Genomic DNA, 15,977 nt, shown 5'->3' with positions numbered 1-15,977 from the left:
ATGAACAATGTGAAAAATCTGTTCTGAAAACCTTGTACTGGGGGGTGAATTACTTATCTTTACAAGGAGTGCCTCTACGAAGTCCGATGAATTTAGTTACAATGAAAAAACTGCGTGTATTAATGTTAGGTTGGGAAGACCAACCTATTTTGAATGGAGGAGTGGGCAAGGCCTGTTTTCATCTGGCCGAGGCCCTAGCAAAGCAAGTAGAACTTACCATGATTGTGCCGCAGGCCGATCATATGGCAATAGATCACCATGCCGAGATCGTGGGTTTGGATGCCCTTGACTTAGCCGAGGTAAAACAAGCACCCGTTGCTAAAACCTTTGAACGGTTTGCCACAACCCACCGGGTTCCTGCTGCTCTGTTTCCGTATGAAGAACCGGGTCTGCTTTCCAGCAACTCCCCGGAAGAGGAAGAAGAAACAACTACGGTAGAGACTCCGGTTGCAGAAACTCCCAGCCCTTCTGTTTCTGATACCTCTGTGGCGCAGAAATTCACCAACGGACAGCCTCAGATCAATGTAATGCAGAGTACTAAAGGAACCCTTAATTTTGAAGTGATTCAATTTGCGCGCTTTGCGGCGCGGTTGGCTTCACACAAAGAGTTCGATGCGGTGTATGCCCACGACTGGATGACGTTCCTGGCCGGTATGGAGATAAAGATTCAGCGCAAAGTGCCTCTGATTGTACACGTGCACAGCCTCTCGTTTGACCGTCAGGTGGGAGAGCCGCTAGGCTGGATTTACGAGTTGGAAACCAAGGCCATGAACGAGGCAGACCTGATTTTGACGGTAAGTGACAGAACGGCCCGCATGATCACCAAACGCTATGGCATTCCGGCCAAAAAAGTTCAGGTGGTATACAACGGTTCTGATAAAGGTACTCCTTCACCAGTGGCCCCCATTAATCGCAAGCAGGTGACATTCCTAGGGCGTTTAGTGGCTCAAAAAGGTCCGTTGCAGTTCCTGAAGGTAGCCAAGCAAGTGCTGAAGCAAGACCCAGAGGTAAACTTTGTAGTTGCCGGCCACGGTCCGCAACTGGAAGAAGCGAAGCAGATGGTGAAACGTTTGGGAATAGAAGATGCGGTAACTTTCACCGGATTCTTGCCACCGGCTAAAGCCGAGGCCCTGTTGAAAAACTCCACCGTGTTCTGCTTACCGGCACTTTCTGAACCTTTCGGACTGGCTGCCATTGAGGCAACACAGGCCGGATTGCCCGTCGTGATTACGCACCAGACCGGTGCCGCTGAGGTATTGCCCCAAGCCAGCGTAGCTGATTGTAACGATACCGCAGGCTTAGCCGAACTGGTGCTCCAACTTCTGCAAGACACCGATTTGCGCAAGGAGCAAGTTGAGGCAAACCAAAAAGCTGTGAAGCAACTGACCTGGTCTGGTACCGCCGATCAAGTGATGGAAAGTCTCCACAGCGTGTTGCAAATGCAAGGCAAACTCGTTAACTAATCTTCTGTTTTAGAGCCGTTTTAAAAAAAATAGCTTCAAAACGGCAGATTAGATAAAGAACATACTCTCAAAAGAAAAGCCGCTGCAGAAACCTGCAGCGGCTTTTCTTTTGAGAGTATGTTCAGGAAGACGATTCAAGCTCTTACATGTTGGGCTTCAAGTATCCATTTCATTTTATAAAGATTCAGGAAGGAAGCTGAGGGCCTCTACCTCCATTTGTAAAGCCATATAATACAGAAAGTCGTTTAGGAGCCGTTTTCTGAAAACAGCCTCTAAACGACCTCCTGTTTATCCCGCGCATTTTACGGTTAGTCCTCTCTTTTCAGAACCAAGGCGGTACGGTTGGGGAGGTAAATGCTCAGTCTTGGGCCATACTTTGTGGGAACCGTGAAGTACCGGATGGAAGTATCTACCCGGTCATGTCCTCCGGTTTCAGGAGAGTCAGAAGTTAGGATCAGGCTGTAGCTTCCGGGAGCCAGAACCGGGAACCGGTAGTCGGGGACGGAATTCTGCGGGTGAAAGTTGAACAGAAAGATTAACCCGGCCCGTTGGTAAATAAGCACGTTGTTGTGGTTGTCCTGGTGCAGTTTCTGGGCAGGGCCGTGTTCCAGTAATCCGTATCCCTCGGCTAGGGAAAGCATTTCTTTTTCAAACTGCCATAGGTGGCGATACCGTAAATCTGGGTTGTCAACCAAAGACCACTGTCGGCGCGCGTACTGGTAACTCCAGTTGTTGCCCAACCTTGGGAAATCCACCCACTCAGGGTGCCCGAACTCGTTACCCATGAAGGTCAGGAAAGCCTCACCGCCCAAGGACATGGTAAGTAACCGAATCATTTTATGCAGAGCCACGCCGCGGTCTACCACAGGACTTTGGTCAATGGTTCGCATGTGAAAGTACATGTCTTTGTCCATCAACCAGAAAGCGAGAGTTTTGTCACCTACCAACGATTGGTCATGTGATTCAGCGTACGCCACAGTTTTTTCGCCGAGGCGCCGATTCGTGAGTTCATGCCAGATTTCGTCCAGGTTCCAGTCTTCGTCGCGTTTGTGTTTCAGGGTTTTGATCCAGTAATCTGGGATACCCATGCCCAGGCGGTAATCAAACCCAATGCCTCCCTCACGGATGGGTCTGCAAAGGCCGGGCATGCCGCTCATGTCCTCGGCAATGAGCAGGGCGCCGGGGGTAAAGGCATGAGTTAACTCTGAGGCGAGTTGTAGGTAAAGAATAGCGTCTTCGTCTACACTTGTATCAAAATAGTTGTCATAATGGCCAAACGCTACGCCCTCGCCGTGGTGGTGGTACAGCATGGAAGTTACCCCATCGTACCGGAATCCGTCAATATGGAATTCTTCCAACCAATACCGCACATTAGAGAGAAGGAAGCGACGCACCTCGGGTATTCCGTAATTGAAAAGCTTGGAATCCCAACCCGGATGGTGCCCGCGTGGTCCCTGGTGAAAATACTGACCACCCGAGCCGTCAAAATCAGCAAGGCCTTCGGCTACGTTTTTCACGGCATGGGCATGGATCAAATCCATCACCACGGAAATGCCCAGCCGATGCGCTTCGTTGACCAGATACTTCAAATCCTCGGGAGTACCGAACCTAGAGGTAGGGGCGAAGAAGTTAGACACGTGGTAACCAAAGGAGCCGTAATACGGGTGTTCCATCAGGGCCATCAGCTGGAGGCAATTGTAGCCCGTCTCCGCCACGCGGGGCAGAATATGGTCGGCGAATTCGCGGTAGGTGCCTACGCCGTGTTTCTCCTGCGCCATGCCCACGTGGCACTCATATATGAGCGGTTGCGTGAGCTGATTGCTTTCAAAGGAGGCATCGGTCCAGGAGAAGGATTCCTCCGGAGCCCAGTACTGCCCTGAGAAGTCATAGGTCTCTGGGTCCTGGATGGCTCTGAAGGTAAAAGGAGAAACCCGGTCCCGACCCTCGCCGGTGGCCCCGATAACGTGCACTTTGTACCGATGGCCGTGCTGCACCTGCACCTGGCTCTCTGGAAGAAACACCTCCCAGATTCCGTTTCCAATCTTTTGCAGCGGATGCGCTCCGCGGTCCCAGAAATTGAAATCTCCTATAAGGAAAAGTGCCTGAGCGGCAGGAGCCCATTCGCGGTAGCGCCAACCCTTGTTTTCCGGTTCATAGTGAAGGCCCATCTGGTGGTGCCAGGAGGCATACTCTGGCAAAGAGCCAAAATCTTCTGCAATGGATTGTTGGTTCTGTTCAAACCGGGCCAGTCGTTGCAGGATCTGTGGCGCGTACGGGGTTAACCAGCTGTCGGATTGTAGCAAGGGTAGAGTTGGAGTTACCTTAGGCATAGGTGCGGGTTTGGGAATGGGTTAAGTTACACTTCCATACGGTAAGGTGCAACTTAGGTCCATGGTTAGGTTAGGGTTCTGGAAAGTTGGTAATAAATTAATGCTGTTATGGGTAGAATTTAATAAATTCGCAAGGAAATCGATTTCGTAAAGAAGTCGCTTTCCCATTCATTAAACTAAATCTGCCTATTGCATGAAAACTACGTTCCGTTTGCTTGGCTTGTTACTGGTGTTGCTGCTGGTGCAAGGAGTACAAGCGCAGGTGGTAACCTGGTCTCCCGCTTTCCCGGTCCATAATGAACCTGTAACCATTACTTTCGATGCTTCCAAAGGTACCGGTGGACTGGCGAACGTGTCTGAACCAATTTACGCTCATACAGGTGTCTTAACCAACCTCAGTACCTCGGAGGCGGACTGGAAATATGTGAAAGCCCCTTGGACCACCAACTTACCGGCGGCCTTGATGACATCTTTGGGGAATAACCGCTACCAGATCACCCTCACCCCAAGGACGTTTTATAACGTTCCGGCAAATGAGGAGATCAAAGCTTTGATGTTCGTTTTCAGAAATGGCAACGGAAGCAAAGAAGGAAAAGACACCGGGGGCAAGGACATCAAAGTACCTATCTATGCATCGGGCGCGGTCAGTGTTTCCTTCGCCCAACCGGTTGTAGGCCAAAATGGTCTTTTCGTGAACAAGGACCAAAGCATTCAGGTAAAGGGGAATTCCTCGGTGAGTTCCAAGCTCAGCCTCTTTGTGAACGGGGCGAAAGTGAAAGAGGAAGCCTCGGCCACAACCCTGGAGGCCCAGGTTATCGCGACCACCCCAGGTTCCAACAAGGTGAAGATTGTGGCCGAGAGCGGCAACGTGACGGCGGTAGACTCATTCACGTTCGTGGTTCGGCAGGGGGCTATGGTACAGGCGCTTCCGGCAAACGCCAAAGATGGGGTGACGTACCTCAATGCCACCAGTGTGTTGTTGAACTTTTATGCCCCCCTCAAGCAGAATGTGTACGTGGTAGGAGACTTCAATAATTGGACCGTGGGTGCCACGCCCATGAACCAAACGCCCGATGGAACGCGGTATTGGGTACAGATTGACAACCTTACCGCAGGACAGGAATACGCTTATCAATACTTGGTAGATGAGACCCTGCGGGTAGGCGATCCTTATACCCAGAAAACCCTGGATCCTAACGAAGACCAGTACCTTACTGCAGAGACGTACCCCAACCTGAAGGCGTACCCAGTAGGAAAAGCAACGGGCATGGTTTCCGTGTTTCAGACAAATCAATCGGCTTTTAACTGGACCGCCTCCTCCTATTCCAGGCCAAAGAAAACAGATTTGGTGATCTATGAACTGCTGGTGCGTGATTTCATCGCCAAGCACGATTACAAAACCCTCACCGATACCCTTAATTACCTGCAGCGCTTGGGCGTGAATGCCATCGAACTGATGCCAATTCATGAATTTGAAGGGAACCTGAGCTGGGGCTACAACTCGGTCTATTACTTTGCGCCCGACAAGTATTACGGTCCTAAAGAAATGCTGAAGCGGTTCATTGACGAGGCTCACGCCCGCGGAATGGCGGTAATCCTGGACATAGCCTTGAACCATTCATTCGGCCAATCACCCATGGTGCAGCTGTACTATAACAGCGCCACTGGTAAAACTACCCCGGAGAATCCCTGGTTTAACCCAGACCCTACGCATGAATACAACGTGGGCCATGACTTCAACCATGAGAGTGCCGCTACCAAATACTTTGTAGATCGGGTCACCGAATTTTGGCTGAAGGAATACAAGGTAGACGGCTATCGCTTCGATTTATCGAAAGGCTTTACCCAAAAGCAAACGTTAGGGAGCGTGGATGCCTGGGGAAGGTTTGATCAAACCCGGATTGACTTGCTCAAGCGCATGGCGGACCACATCTGGTCGGTAGACAACAACGCCTATGTGATTCTGGAGCATTTTGCCGAAAACAGCGAGGAAACGGTTTTGGCTAACCACGGCATGATGCTGTGGGGCAACCTGCACGGAAACTACAAAGAGGCCATTCTGGGGAATACCTCCAACTCCAACTTCAACTGGATCTCCTACAAACAACGCGGCTGGACCAGCCCGCACGTGGTAGGGTACATGGAAAGCCACGATGAGGAGCGCCAGATGGTGGAAGCCCTGCGTAACGGCGTCACCTCCGGAACCTATAGTGTCAAGACGCTTGCTACCGCTTTGCAGCGCATGCAATTGGCGGCGGCTTTCTTCTTCACCATTCCCGGACCTAAAATGGTGTGGCAGTTTGGGGAGTTAGGTTACGATGTCTCTATCAATGAGAACGGCCGAACCGGTAACAAACCCATCCTGTGGAATTATTACCAAGACGCCGAGCGCAAGAAACTCTACAACGTGTACGCCGCGCTCATCAAGCTGAAGATAAACCAACCCGCCTTTGAATCCGGGAACTATACCTTGAACTTAGCCGGAACCCTCAAAACCATCCACATCCAGGATCCGGACATGAACGTGGCTATTTTGGGGAACTTCGGAGTGACCCCTGGCAACATAGACCCCAAGTTTCAGTACACGGGCACCTGGTATGATTTCGTAACTGGCGAGGCCCTGAACGTGACCAATGTAAACCAAGCCATTACGCTACAGCCCGGTGAATACCGCGTGTACACCACCAAGCGCCTATCTAACGCCAGCATTTTGTTGAGCTCCAAGGGAGAGAAAGATGCCCTGGCCAAAGGAGTAGTGGCGTTCCCGAATCCTTCCAGAACAGGAGAAGTGACGGTGCGCTACCAACTGGTTTCCGCTGCCGAGGTGTCTTTGCAGGTTTTTGACCAATTGGGTCGTTTGGTGATCAATCGGTCAGTGGGGAAACAAGCCGCCGGAGCGCACTCAATTACCCAGACTCTCACTACCGGCACCGGAAAGCGCCTGGCTCCCGGAATGTACTTCTGCAAACTTATCACGGGTACTTCCGCCAACACCATTCAAGTGGTAGTGCAGTAACCAGGCTGTTTTGGGCATGCAAAGGATTTCAGTTTCTTGATTCAGCTTTATGTTTAAGGCCTTCTTTCAGTAAAACAGCCCTTAAACATTCGGTCGAAGTTTAGGATTTGAGAAGCTTTTGGGGCTTTAAATGAAAGAGGGCCTTTGCTATGGTAGCAAAGGCCCTCTTTCATTTAAAAACTTGCCTATTTTATTAACCTCAAAATTCAATCTTTTAAGACGTATTGAATGCCGCCTAGAAGGTGCCGAAGGAATAGAGGCTCCTGGTAGCTTTCATCTGTGTGGCCACATGCGGTGTAGAAAACCTTTCCGCCGTCAAAGGTGTGGTACCAGGCAATTGGGTGATTAGCACCGTTTTTTCCTCCTTTGTAAGTGGTCTCATCCAGGGTAGCCAGAACCTTTATCTGCGGATTGATGCTTTTGAAATTGTACCACTCATCCCGACGGTCCCACCGAGCTGGGAGAAACGAAGTGGAGGCGTGGTTTTTGTCCAGTATCTGGATGGTGGCGTTCTGGATCTCAGGATGGCTTTCAAAATAGGCGCCCACCAATTGGTTGTACCAAGGCCAGTTGTACTCGGTGTCAGTGGCGGCGTGGACCCCTACAAAGCCTCCGCCAGCTTTGATGAATTGCTCAAAAGCACCTTGTTGGGCATCGTTCAAGACATCCTGCGTAGTACTCAGGAAAAGAACGGCTTTGTATTTCTTAAGGGTATCGGGTACGAATACCGCTGCGTTCTTGGTCGTATCTACCTTGAATCCGTTTTCCCTCCCTAGTTTCTGAATCGCTGCCAAACCTGCAGGAATGGAGGTGTGGTAAAACCCCGCTGTTTTATAGAATACCAGAACGGAAGGTCCCTTGGAACTGGCACCCAGGCCGTTTTCAGAGGAGCAATTGGTGAAGAAGCAGAGGCTGAGAACCAGAAGAAGGTACAGTTGTTTCATAAAGAGGGTAAGGTTCATTTCGCTTTTCCCAACCGGAAAAAGCCTGTGGATAGTCTGTGATAAGTCTACCCATTTTTAGCCTGATTTGCAAAAAGTAACCCTTAAAACAAATGAACAGACCCAGACCAAGGAATAAAAAAAGTTTCAGGCCCCGGCAGAACTTCTTTAATGGTTCCGGCGGGGCCTGAGGGTTTAGTAGATAAAATCTGAAAGGAACCCCATAATAGGGCTTTCGCTTTGGTTAGCAGAAAAGAAAGGGTCCTAAATAAAAGAATTTCAAATAGAGCCCAACCTAATCCAGCGGTTGCATGATCAGGTGAAGGGCTTGGTCCAGTTCCTGGGTAGTGGGAAGGGGAATCTTAAACACCTCCTCAATGACGGTTTTCACCTGACCTGGATTAGATAGTACCTGCTTTTCGGTGATGCCGTTGGTGTAGTGGATGCTCAATTCATAGTTCCGGAGGCCGTAGCGGGCTTCTGGAGTGGTTTTGGCGAACATCAGGCCGTTCACAAAAGGTGAGCGGGGGTGGGTAGAGGTAAACCAGTTGGCCATCTCATAGTCGGGGGTAAACTGTTCCTGTAACCCGATTCGGTACAATGGCTTCCAGTTTCCCTGGATCTTTGCCTGTAAAACAAACTCGTCTTCTACCGGTACTACCCTAAAGGTTTCATGCGGTGTTTGTTGTTCTTTCTGTTCATATAGTTTGACTGGCGCGGTTAAAGTCAGACCTCCAAAACCAACATCGGCTAAAAAGGCTTCTCCTTCGGCCTGAACCAGCAGCAGCATGTGGCCACGCGCCGTGGTGACGCCCGCGGGAACATTCCAAAGCACCCGGGCGGCCAAACCTCTTACCTGAAAGCCCAGGCTCCTGAGGACTTCGGCAAACAGTAGGTTCTGCTCAAAGCAATAACCACCCCGGTTTTCCTCCACTAGTTTCCGCTGCAAAGACTCCATGTCTAGGGGTACCGGCTGTTTCAGAAAGGGATTCAGATTTTCAAATGGAATGGAAACGGCGTGCTGGTAATGCAACTGCTGCAGCGTTTCTACAGTTGGGGAAAGCGCCCCGGTATAGTTGATTCGTTTAAAATAACGCTCCAGATCAATGCCGTCCTTTTTGATCTTGAAGAATGTCTTTTCAGGTGCGATTGGAGTAGTTGATTTCATGTGTTTCAGGAATAAAGGGTCGTGTATTGCTTTTTAGAATAGGTTAGCGGGGAAATTAATCTACTTCTACCCAGATAATCAGAGCCATCCAGCCAGAAGCTTAAGAAAGGAGAAAACAAGGGATTGCGCTATTCCAAGGAAAAGCTAAAAGAAGCCTTTTACCTAGGTTTCTTTTAGAAAGAAGAAATATCCCTACTCCTAAGATAGAAAGATTAATTGAAATTTTATAACAATAATTGAAAATTCCTTGAGAAAGTTCCTCTCCTCGTTCAAGGAAGCTGTTAAATGTGTAAAAGTTTATTGACTATGTTAAATTTATGAAAGAACAATTTATAGGATTCGTGCAACAGATCAGATGAAAGGAAGGGATTTAGGTGGCTGCTGGATACCAACTCTTGAGAATGGAATACCTACATATTTTAAGTGGGTAGACAGTAAGTTCTTTTTGAAGGAAGATTTCTCTTCTTATACAAGGGAATTCAAAACATCCCGGCAAAGGTGCCAAAGGAGGTAAATTGAGGGAAGTTGTGCCTAGATAGTAATATTGATTTTAAAGGAATTCATCTGTTTCAAGGTCCTTTCTTGAAAAACGCCCGTAAAACGGGGTGCGGTTTCCCGTATTTGGATTTAAGTCAGGCAAGCCGTTATTTAGCCTCAGTTAAACCGTTCTAATTTTACTGATTATGAAAAAACATTTGCTTTTACTTGTAGTACTGCTTTCCTCGGGCCTCATGGCCCACGCTCAAGTCTTTACCTTGGGCTTAAAAGCAGGGGTTAGTTCTTCCAGCATAGACACGAAGAATCCGAGTGCCAATTCTATCTATACCCAATTCAAGGAAGAAGATAACATCACCGGTTTCCATGCTGGCGTGTTTACCCGGTTCAACCTCTCCGGATTCATTCTTCAGCCGGAACTGGTGCTTTCTTCCTCTGGAGGCAAGTTTCAGGTACCCGATGACAATAGCGGTGCCAATGCCACTACGGTAAAAGAAATGGGCTTCACCAATCTTGATCTTCCGATACTGGTGGGCTACAAACTCCTTTTCCTTCGGGCATATGCTGGCCCCGTGGCCTCTGTGCTCATCAAAAGCGATTTCGATGCAGAGGATTATAAAGATTCCTTCAACTCCGCCGATTGGGGGTACCAGATTGGCGCCGGCGTAGACATTTCCCGGCTTACCGCCGATGTTCGTTACGAAAGCCTGAACCGCTCCTACACAGACCCTAACACCGGTAGCGTAGACTTCAGAAACAAGCAAGTTATCCTGAGCCTTGGATATAAGATCATCGGGAACTAACCGCCGCTTTTCTTACTTTTGGGCCCTGTGTTTAGGGTCTGTTTTCCTGAAAACAGACCCTAAACACAGGGCTTTTTCCTGCCTTCTTTTGGAGCCTGAGGTAAAAAAGTAGAGCCGTTTAACGCCTGTTTTACAAAAATCAGGTGCTAAACGGCTCTATTACTTAAAGGAGTCTGATAGGAAGGCTACTTCGCTGAGTTGATCTGGTTTAGGTAAGAGATCAGGTTTTCGAAGGTACCTTTAAAACCTTGTTGCATAGATTCAATACCGGCAATATAGGTTGCGTTTTCTTCTTCAGAGGCATTGTAAGGAGTACCCTTCAACGTAAGGGTGGTAATCCCGTTCGCCTCGGTTAGGGTAAGTACATTGAGCATTTCAAGGGGCCAAGTAGAACTGAACGGTGCCCGCAGAATGGAGCCTTCCTCGTCAGCGAAGGAGTTGAGGAAGACCAATCGCTCGGGAGCCTGAATTTCCTGGTACACGAATTTGCCCCACATTTTTGGTTTTTCGCCTACCTGCATGCTGTAATGAAAAGTGCCGCCCGGTTTTAATTCAAACTGCTTTACGCCTAACGTAAAACCTTTAGGCCCCCACCAATGAAGAAGGTGTTCTTCCTGGGTCCAGGCTTGCCAAACCAATTCGCGGGAGGCCGCTATTTTATGGGTGATCACCAGGGCATCTACCTCGGGTTTTGAAACGGTATCTGCGTTATCTTTCATGTACTTTAGACTTTGGCTTGTTTTTGCGTTTTCAGGTGGTTTTCTGGAAAAGAAACTTAAAGCAGCCTTCCTTTTTCAACAGAACCTCCTCTAAATTCCAGGATTAATGTTGGGCGAATTGGGTTTCGGCCGTTTGGCCGGTCTTGGCTTGGGTTTCTTCTTCATAGCTTACCATCCATTGTACGCCGAAGGGGTCGGTGAGCATGCCAAAGTAGGAACCCCAGAAGGTTTTCGCCATGGGCATGTTGGCCTGACCACCCGCCGATAGACTAGCATAAATCTGGTCTGCTTCTTCCCGGCTTTCGGTGTTGAGCGAAAGGTGGAAATTGTTGCCGGGAGTTAGTTTATGGCCCATCGATTCAAGGGAGTCTGTGCCCATGAGAATGGTTCCCTGGCCAATAGGTAAGGCAATGTGCATGATCTTCTCCTGTACATCCGCCGGGATTCGGCTTGAATCACCCACGTCTTTGAACCGCTGCAAGGTGATGAACTCGCCCCCGAAAACAGATTTGTAGAACAGGAAAGCTTCTTCGGTGTTGCCATCGAAATTGAGGTAAGGGTGTACGGTAACCATGGTAAAGTTAGTTTGAGGTTAGTTGTTCCTTTTCAAGTATTCCTTTCAGGGTGATAAGGCTGGTTTCAATGTCCTTGCCCAACAGCGGGTCCATGATGAGGTGCATCAGGTTAAAAGGGTAGGGGTTGCCGCCCGACATTCCCCAGGTTACTTTGGTTTGGTTCTCTGAAACCGCGGTGGTGGTAAAAGGCGTGCGGGCATTTACTTCCATCGGTTTCTGGAACCTGATCTCAATATCCAGCTTTTCGCCGGGAACAATGTTCTTGATTTCCTGCTCGCCTTTGCCGGCGTCATCGTTGCCGTCCCAGGCGTAAACAAAGCCCACCGATCCGTCGGTACCTCGGAAGCTTTTTTTCATCTCGGGGTCCTTCATCACCCATTTGCTGTAGTAATCCTGGTTTTTGAGGTGCTTTATATAATTGAAAACCTGATCTTTAGGCTGGTTGATGACAATCTCGCGTTCAATGTGGTACTCACGGGAAACGAACAAGGCTCCCACCAACAAAGCGGCCACCAGGAGGGCTGCTCCAAGCAAAACTTTCTTTAAGAGGATCATAGGCAGCAGAACTTAGTTGGCGTGAACTTCGGCCAATTCCTTTATTTTAAGCAAAGCCTTATCCCAGGCCTCTGACATCATGTCGAAGTATTCCGGGGTCATGTCTCCTTCAATGGCTAACTGGGTTCCTCCGACAGAATCAAGCAACCGGTAGGTTTCATAGCCGCCTTGTACGGCTTTGGCGTCATCGCTCTGGGTATCTTCCTCGCCGTTGACCAGCAGTCCTTCGTAGCTTACAGACAAGAGCTCGTTGGGCGTATTTTCCACTACTTTAGCTATCATGCCGTTGTTAGTGGTATCTTTAAAGAGAACCTTGCTGCCCAACTGCCAATCGGTTTCGGCAAAGGCCCCTTCACTGAAGGCCGCGTACCATTGCCGGACGTACTGATCCTCCAGCAGAATATTCCACACTTTTTCTTTAGGAGCATTGATGTCAATTTCTTTTTTGATGGTGGTTTTTTCCATGGCTTTTATCTGGTTTGTTGAATAATTACTTCCTATGGCGGCATTTTTCCTTTAAGAGCCCGTTTTTAGAAAACACCCTCTAAACGGTTCTTGCCTGGGTAAAGGGGTTTTCACATCCCTTAATATAGCGGAATTATATATGACAAACCTACAGAGATTTACCCAATCTAAACGTGGGTGAATGCGACATTTCAAGGGGTTGATTACGACAACAAACCTTTTTAACTTGTAATCATGAAGCACATCTCCATCCTCATTCCCGAAGGCGATATTAGTTTTAGCAATATCGAGGCAACCTACAAGATGTTCTCCAAGGTCAATGAGGCTCTGGAGCGCACGGGCAAGGCTCCGTTGTTTAAAGTGCAGCTTTTGGGGCTCTCCAGAGACACCAGAATCACCAATGGGCTGTTTAGCATTACCCCCGAACTGGTGGTGCAGGACACCGTCAAAACCGACCTGATCATCATTCCGGCGGTACACGGTGAGATGCACAAGGTAATTGAGGCAAACAAAGACTTTGTCCCCTGGATTGTTCGGCAATACAAGAACGGGGCTGAGGTGGTGTCGCTTTGCATTGGGGCCTTTATCCTGGCATCTACGGGTTTGCTGAAGGGCCGAAGTTGTACCACGCATTGGCTGGCCGCCGAGGAGTTCCGGCAGATGTTCCCCGACGTGCACCTACTGCCCTACAAGATCATCACCGATGAAGGCGGCATTTACACCAGCGGCGGTGCCTATTCATCCCTGAACCTCATCCTGTACCTGGTGGAGAAGTTTGCCGGCCGCAACATGGCGGTGCGGTCCTCCAAGATCTTTGAGATTGACATTGACCGCAACAGCCAGTCACCTTTCATTATTTTCCACGGCCAGAAGGAGCACCAAGACGAACCCATCCGGAAAGCACAGGAGTTCATTGAGCAGAATTTTCAGAACAAGATCACGGTAGAAGAACTCGCCGACATGTCTTTCCTGGGCCGCCGCAATTTTGAGCGCCGTTTCAAGAAAGCCACCTCCAACACGGTGATAGAGTACATTCAGCGCGTAAAGATTGAAGCTGCCAAAATCGGGCTGGAGACCTCCCGCGAAAACGTGAACGAAGTCATGTACTCAGTGGGCTACTCAGACACCAAGGCGTTTAGAACCACCTTCAAGAAAATTACCGGCATCTCTCCGCTGGAGTACCGAAACAAATACAACAAAGAGGCCATGGAACTGGCCTAAGTTAATGTTTTGAGGGCCACAAAATTAAACAAAAGGTTTGTTCCCCTTGTGTCCAATAAAAAGCCCGTTGGGTGCTTAGCAGGGTTTTGGTTCCGTTCTAAGCGCCCAACGGGCTTTTTAAGTCCACCAGGAAGTTTTATTTAATTCCTTCTGCTTTGGTTACAGGTGCGGGGCTGTCGGTTCTGAAAGGGGCGGCGGGCAAATCTTCTTTGTTGTAGAGGTTAGCGCCCTCGGGGTTGTCTGCCCAGGCGTAGCGCACCGCCTCGGGCGAGGCGATCTCGTCACTCCAGACGATCACTTGGTTTCCTTTGATCTGCGCTTTGGCCCATTTGAATTTCTTGTCTGCGCCAGCCACCGCAAAATACTTCAGCTCTCCTCCGCCTTTGGCCACCAAGCCACTGCCGGTATTGGTGAAAGACAAGATGATCTTGTTGCCATCCTTCCGCATGGATTTGAACGTGGGGCCCGAGGAGACCAGGTTTTTGGCACCGTATGCCAGTGGTTGCACCGCCAGCGCCACCCGATGGGCCACATCTTTCTTGTTCAATGGGTGGATGTCGTTCCATTCACCCAGGTCAATGGCGACGGCCATCGCGGTGTTGGGCAGGGCCAGGGCACCGGCCTGCGCTTCGCGGGTCATCGCCCAGCCACTTTCACTGGGTTGCGGTTGGGCTTTCATGAAGTTGGGGAGCTGCACAAACACAAAAGGAAAATTCCCTTGGTTCCAGAAGTTTCTCCAGTCTTTGATAAGCGTGGGGAACAAGGTGCGGTATTCTTCGGGCCGGCCCGCGTTAGACTCGCCTTGGTACCAGATCACGCCTTTAATTTGGTAATTCCGCAGTGGAGCGATCATGGCATTGAACAGGCCAGTAGGCTTCATCCGAACATTGACTTGGCTGCCCATGGGCTCCATGCGGGCACCCAATTTGTATTTCCATTCTCCCTTCAGGTCGATGGTGGTGCCGCCGGCGGCAATTGAATACGGCTTGTCTTCCACAAAACCACCCCGGCCACCGTTACTGATGACACGCACGACTAATGTATTCTTTCCTTCTTTCAGAACCGTGGCCGGTACGTCATACCTTCTGGGCGGATATTGGTACCCGGTGGTGCCCACAAACACGCCGTTAATAAACGTAGAGTCTGCATCCACAATAGTTCCCAGCAGCAGGTACGCGGGTTTACCTACCATGGCCGCTGGCACCTGGATGTCTTTTCTGAACCAAACTACGCCATTCATCGGACCCAGCGGCTGGTCTGCCCAATAGCCGGGTATTTTCATGGTGCTCCAATCAGCGGTAGGCAGGTCGGGGCTGGTCCAGGGACGATCTTTCTGCTTAAAGCCCTCGTCGTTCTGCCGGAGCTGGGTGTACCAGGCCCGGTTCATTTCGCTGTTTGTTTTCTCAATCTGGGCGATAAGCTCCTTGTCTTTGAAGCGTTGGGCCTCCTGGTAGTGGGTAGGGAACGCTTTAATGGACTCTTCGCTGATCCAGGCTTCGGCAGGAGAGCCTCCCAGGCTGGCATTGACCAACCCAATGGGAACCTTGTACTTCTCCTGCAGCTCTTTGGCAAAGAAATAGGCCAACGCAGAGAAACCGTGGATGGTCTTGGGGGTCACGGTTTGCCAGCTGCCTTTTTCCAGGTCTTGACGGGGACCGGTGTAGTCAGGGTTTTTGGGAACCTCGAAATACCGGATCTGTGAGTTAGCCGCTGTGGCGATCTCCTCTTTGTACAAAGGGGCAACCCGGCTCATAGGTGTTTCCATGTTGGATTGGCCTGAGCACACCCATAAGTCGCCCACCAGAATATCGTTCAGGGTAATGGTGTTGCTTGCCCGCAGGGTCATGGTATAAGGGCCACCGGCTTTCTGGGCGGGCAAAGTCACCTGCCAGTTACCTTCCGCGTCTGCTTTCGTTTTAAAGTCCTTTTGGTTAAAACTGCCTGAAATCGCTTCGTTCTTACCGGCCCAGCCCCACAGTTTTATTTCTTTGTCGCGCTGCAGCACCATGCCGTCGCTGACCAGTTTGGGCAGGCGCACTTGGCTTAAGGAAGGGAGGGAGGCCATGAGAAGCAGCCCCAGCAGCGAGATTTTTGTTTTCTGGTGTAGATTCATGAGGGAAGATAGATTGAAAGTCTGGTTTGAAATTGGCCTATGGTTAAGCCAACGTTGGCATTGAATTTACCAGTCTTCCTTCTAATTTCCCATAAATGGAAGAATATTCTTTT

The 15,977-nt window shown here is 49.7% G+C and carries 12 protein-coding genes; 4 read left to right on the top strand and 8 right to left on the bottom strand.

The window, feature by feature from the left end; genetic code table 11:
* The first annotated feature begins 101 nt into the window (after positions 1-101).
* Positions 102-1,463 (top strand): glycosyltransferase family 4 protein, encoded by a 1,362-nt coding sequence (locus EFB08_RS06020; protein ID WP_165864813.1) that lies wholly within the window; start codon positions 102-104, stop codon positions 1,461-1,463.
* Positions 1,464-1,771: 308 nt separating this feature from the next.
* On the opposite strand, the gene EFB08_RS06015 is transcribed toward EFB08_RS06020, so the two are convergent.
* Positions 1,772-3,766 carry an alpha amylase C-terminal domain-containing protein gene (locus EFB08_RS06015; RefSeq protein WP_317125584.1) on the bottom strand — a complete coding sequence of 665 codons (1,995 nt, stop codon included), beginning with the start codon at positions 3,764-3,766 and terminating at the stop codon, positions 1,772-1,774.
* Positions 3,767-3,986: 220 nt separating this feature from the next.
* Here EFB08_RS06015 and EFB08_RS06010 point away from each other — a divergent pair, with 220 nt between their 5' ends.
* Complete coding sequence (locus EFB08_RS06010; RefSeq protein ID WP_123126044.1) at positions 3,987-6,809, top strand: DUF4961 domain-containing protein; 2,823 nt, start codon at positions 3,987-3,989, stop codon at positions 6,807-6,809.
* Positions 6,810-7,015: 206 nt separating this feature from the next.
* Here the strand turns inward: EFB08_RS06010 and EFB08_RS06005 are convergent, their stop codons facing one another.
* Both EFB08_RS06005 and EFB08_RS06000 read right to left on the bottom strand, forming a co-directional pair.
* Positions 7,016-7,753, bottom strand: coding sequence for a ThuA domain-containing protein (locus EFB08_RS06005; RefSeq protein ID WP_227006235.1), 738 nt, complete (start codon positions 7,751-7,753; stop codon positions 7,016-7,018).
* Between the two features lie 292 nt (positions 7,754-8,045).
* Positions 8,046-8,918: an arylamine N-acetyltransferase family protein gene (locus EFB08_RS06000; RefSeq protein ID WP_123126042.1), complete on the bottom strand. Its 873-nt coding sequence runs from the start codon at positions 8,916-8,918 to the stop codon at positions 8,046-8,048.
* Positions 8,919-9,613: 695 nt separating this feature from the next.
* On the opposite strand from EFB08_RS06000, the gene EFB08_RS05995 reads away from it, so the two are divergent.
* Positions 9,614-10,216 carry a porin family protein gene (locus EFB08_RS05995; protein WP_165864812.1) on the top strand — a complete coding sequence of 201 codons (603 nt, stop codon included), beginning with the start codon at positions 9,614-9,616 and terminating at the stop codon, positions 10,214-10,216.
* 185 nt (positions 10,217-10,401) lie between these two features.
* On the opposite strand, the gene EFB08_RS05990 is transcribed toward EFB08_RS05995, so the two are convergent.
* From EFB08_RS05990 to EFB08_RS05975, 4 genes are all read right to left on the bottom strand, one after another.
* Positions 10,402-10,935 carry an SRPBCC family protein gene (locus EFB08_RS05990; protein ID WP_123126040.1) on the bottom strand — a complete coding sequence of 178 codons (534 nt, stop codon included), beginning with the start codon at positions 10,933-10,935 and terminating at the stop codon, positions 10,402-10,404.
* A gap of 103 nt (positions 10,936-11,038) precedes the next feature.
* Positions 11,039-11,509: a VOC family protein gene (locus EFB08_RS05985; RefSeq protein WP_123126039.1), complete on the bottom strand. Its 471-nt coding sequence runs from the start codon at positions 11,507-11,509 to the stop codon at positions 11,039-11,041.
* A 7-nt stretch (positions 11,510-11,516) separates the two neighbouring features.
* Complete coding sequence (locus EFB08_RS05980) at positions 11,517-12,065, bottom strand: SRPBCC family protein (RefSeq protein WP_123126038.1); 549 nt, start codon at positions 12,063-12,065, stop codon at positions 11,517-11,519.
* A 12-nt stretch (positions 12,066-12,077) separates the two neighbouring features.
* The gene (locus EFB08_RS05975) at positions 12,078-12,530 is read right to left on the bottom strand and encodes an SRPBCC family protein (protein WP_123126037.1); all 453 of its coding nucleotides are present in this window, start codon (positions 12,528-12,530) and stop codon (positions 12,078-12,080) included.
* A 234-nt stretch (positions 12,531-12,764) separates the two neighbouring features.
* Between EFB08_RS05975 and EFB08_RS05970 the strand changes: the two genes are divergently transcribed.
* The gene (locus tag EFB08_RS05970; protein WP_123126036.1) at positions 12,765-13,751 is read left to right on the top strand and encodes a GlxA family transcriptional regulator; all 987 of its coding nucleotides are present in this window, start codon (positions 12,765-12,767) and stop codon (positions 13,749-13,751) included.
* A 136-nt stretch (positions 13,752-13,887) separates the two neighbouring features.
* Here EFB08_RS05970 and EFB08_RS05965 read toward each other — a convergent pair whose 3' ends face one another.
* Entirely contained in the window at positions 13,888-15,864 is a 1,977-nt protein-coding gene (locus tag EFB08_RS05965) for a sialate O-acetylesterase (RefSeq protein ID WP_193553960.1), read from the bottom strand.
* Positions 15,865-15,977: the final 113 nt, after the last annotated feature.

Source organism: Rufibacter latericius (genome assembly GCF_003721515.1).
GTDB lineage: Bacteria > Bacteroidota > Bacteroidia > Cytophagales > Hymenobacteraceae > Nibribacter > Nibribacter latericius.
Note: the sequence above shows the minus strand (reverse complement) of the source record. Positions and strands in the feature narration are given on the sequence as shown.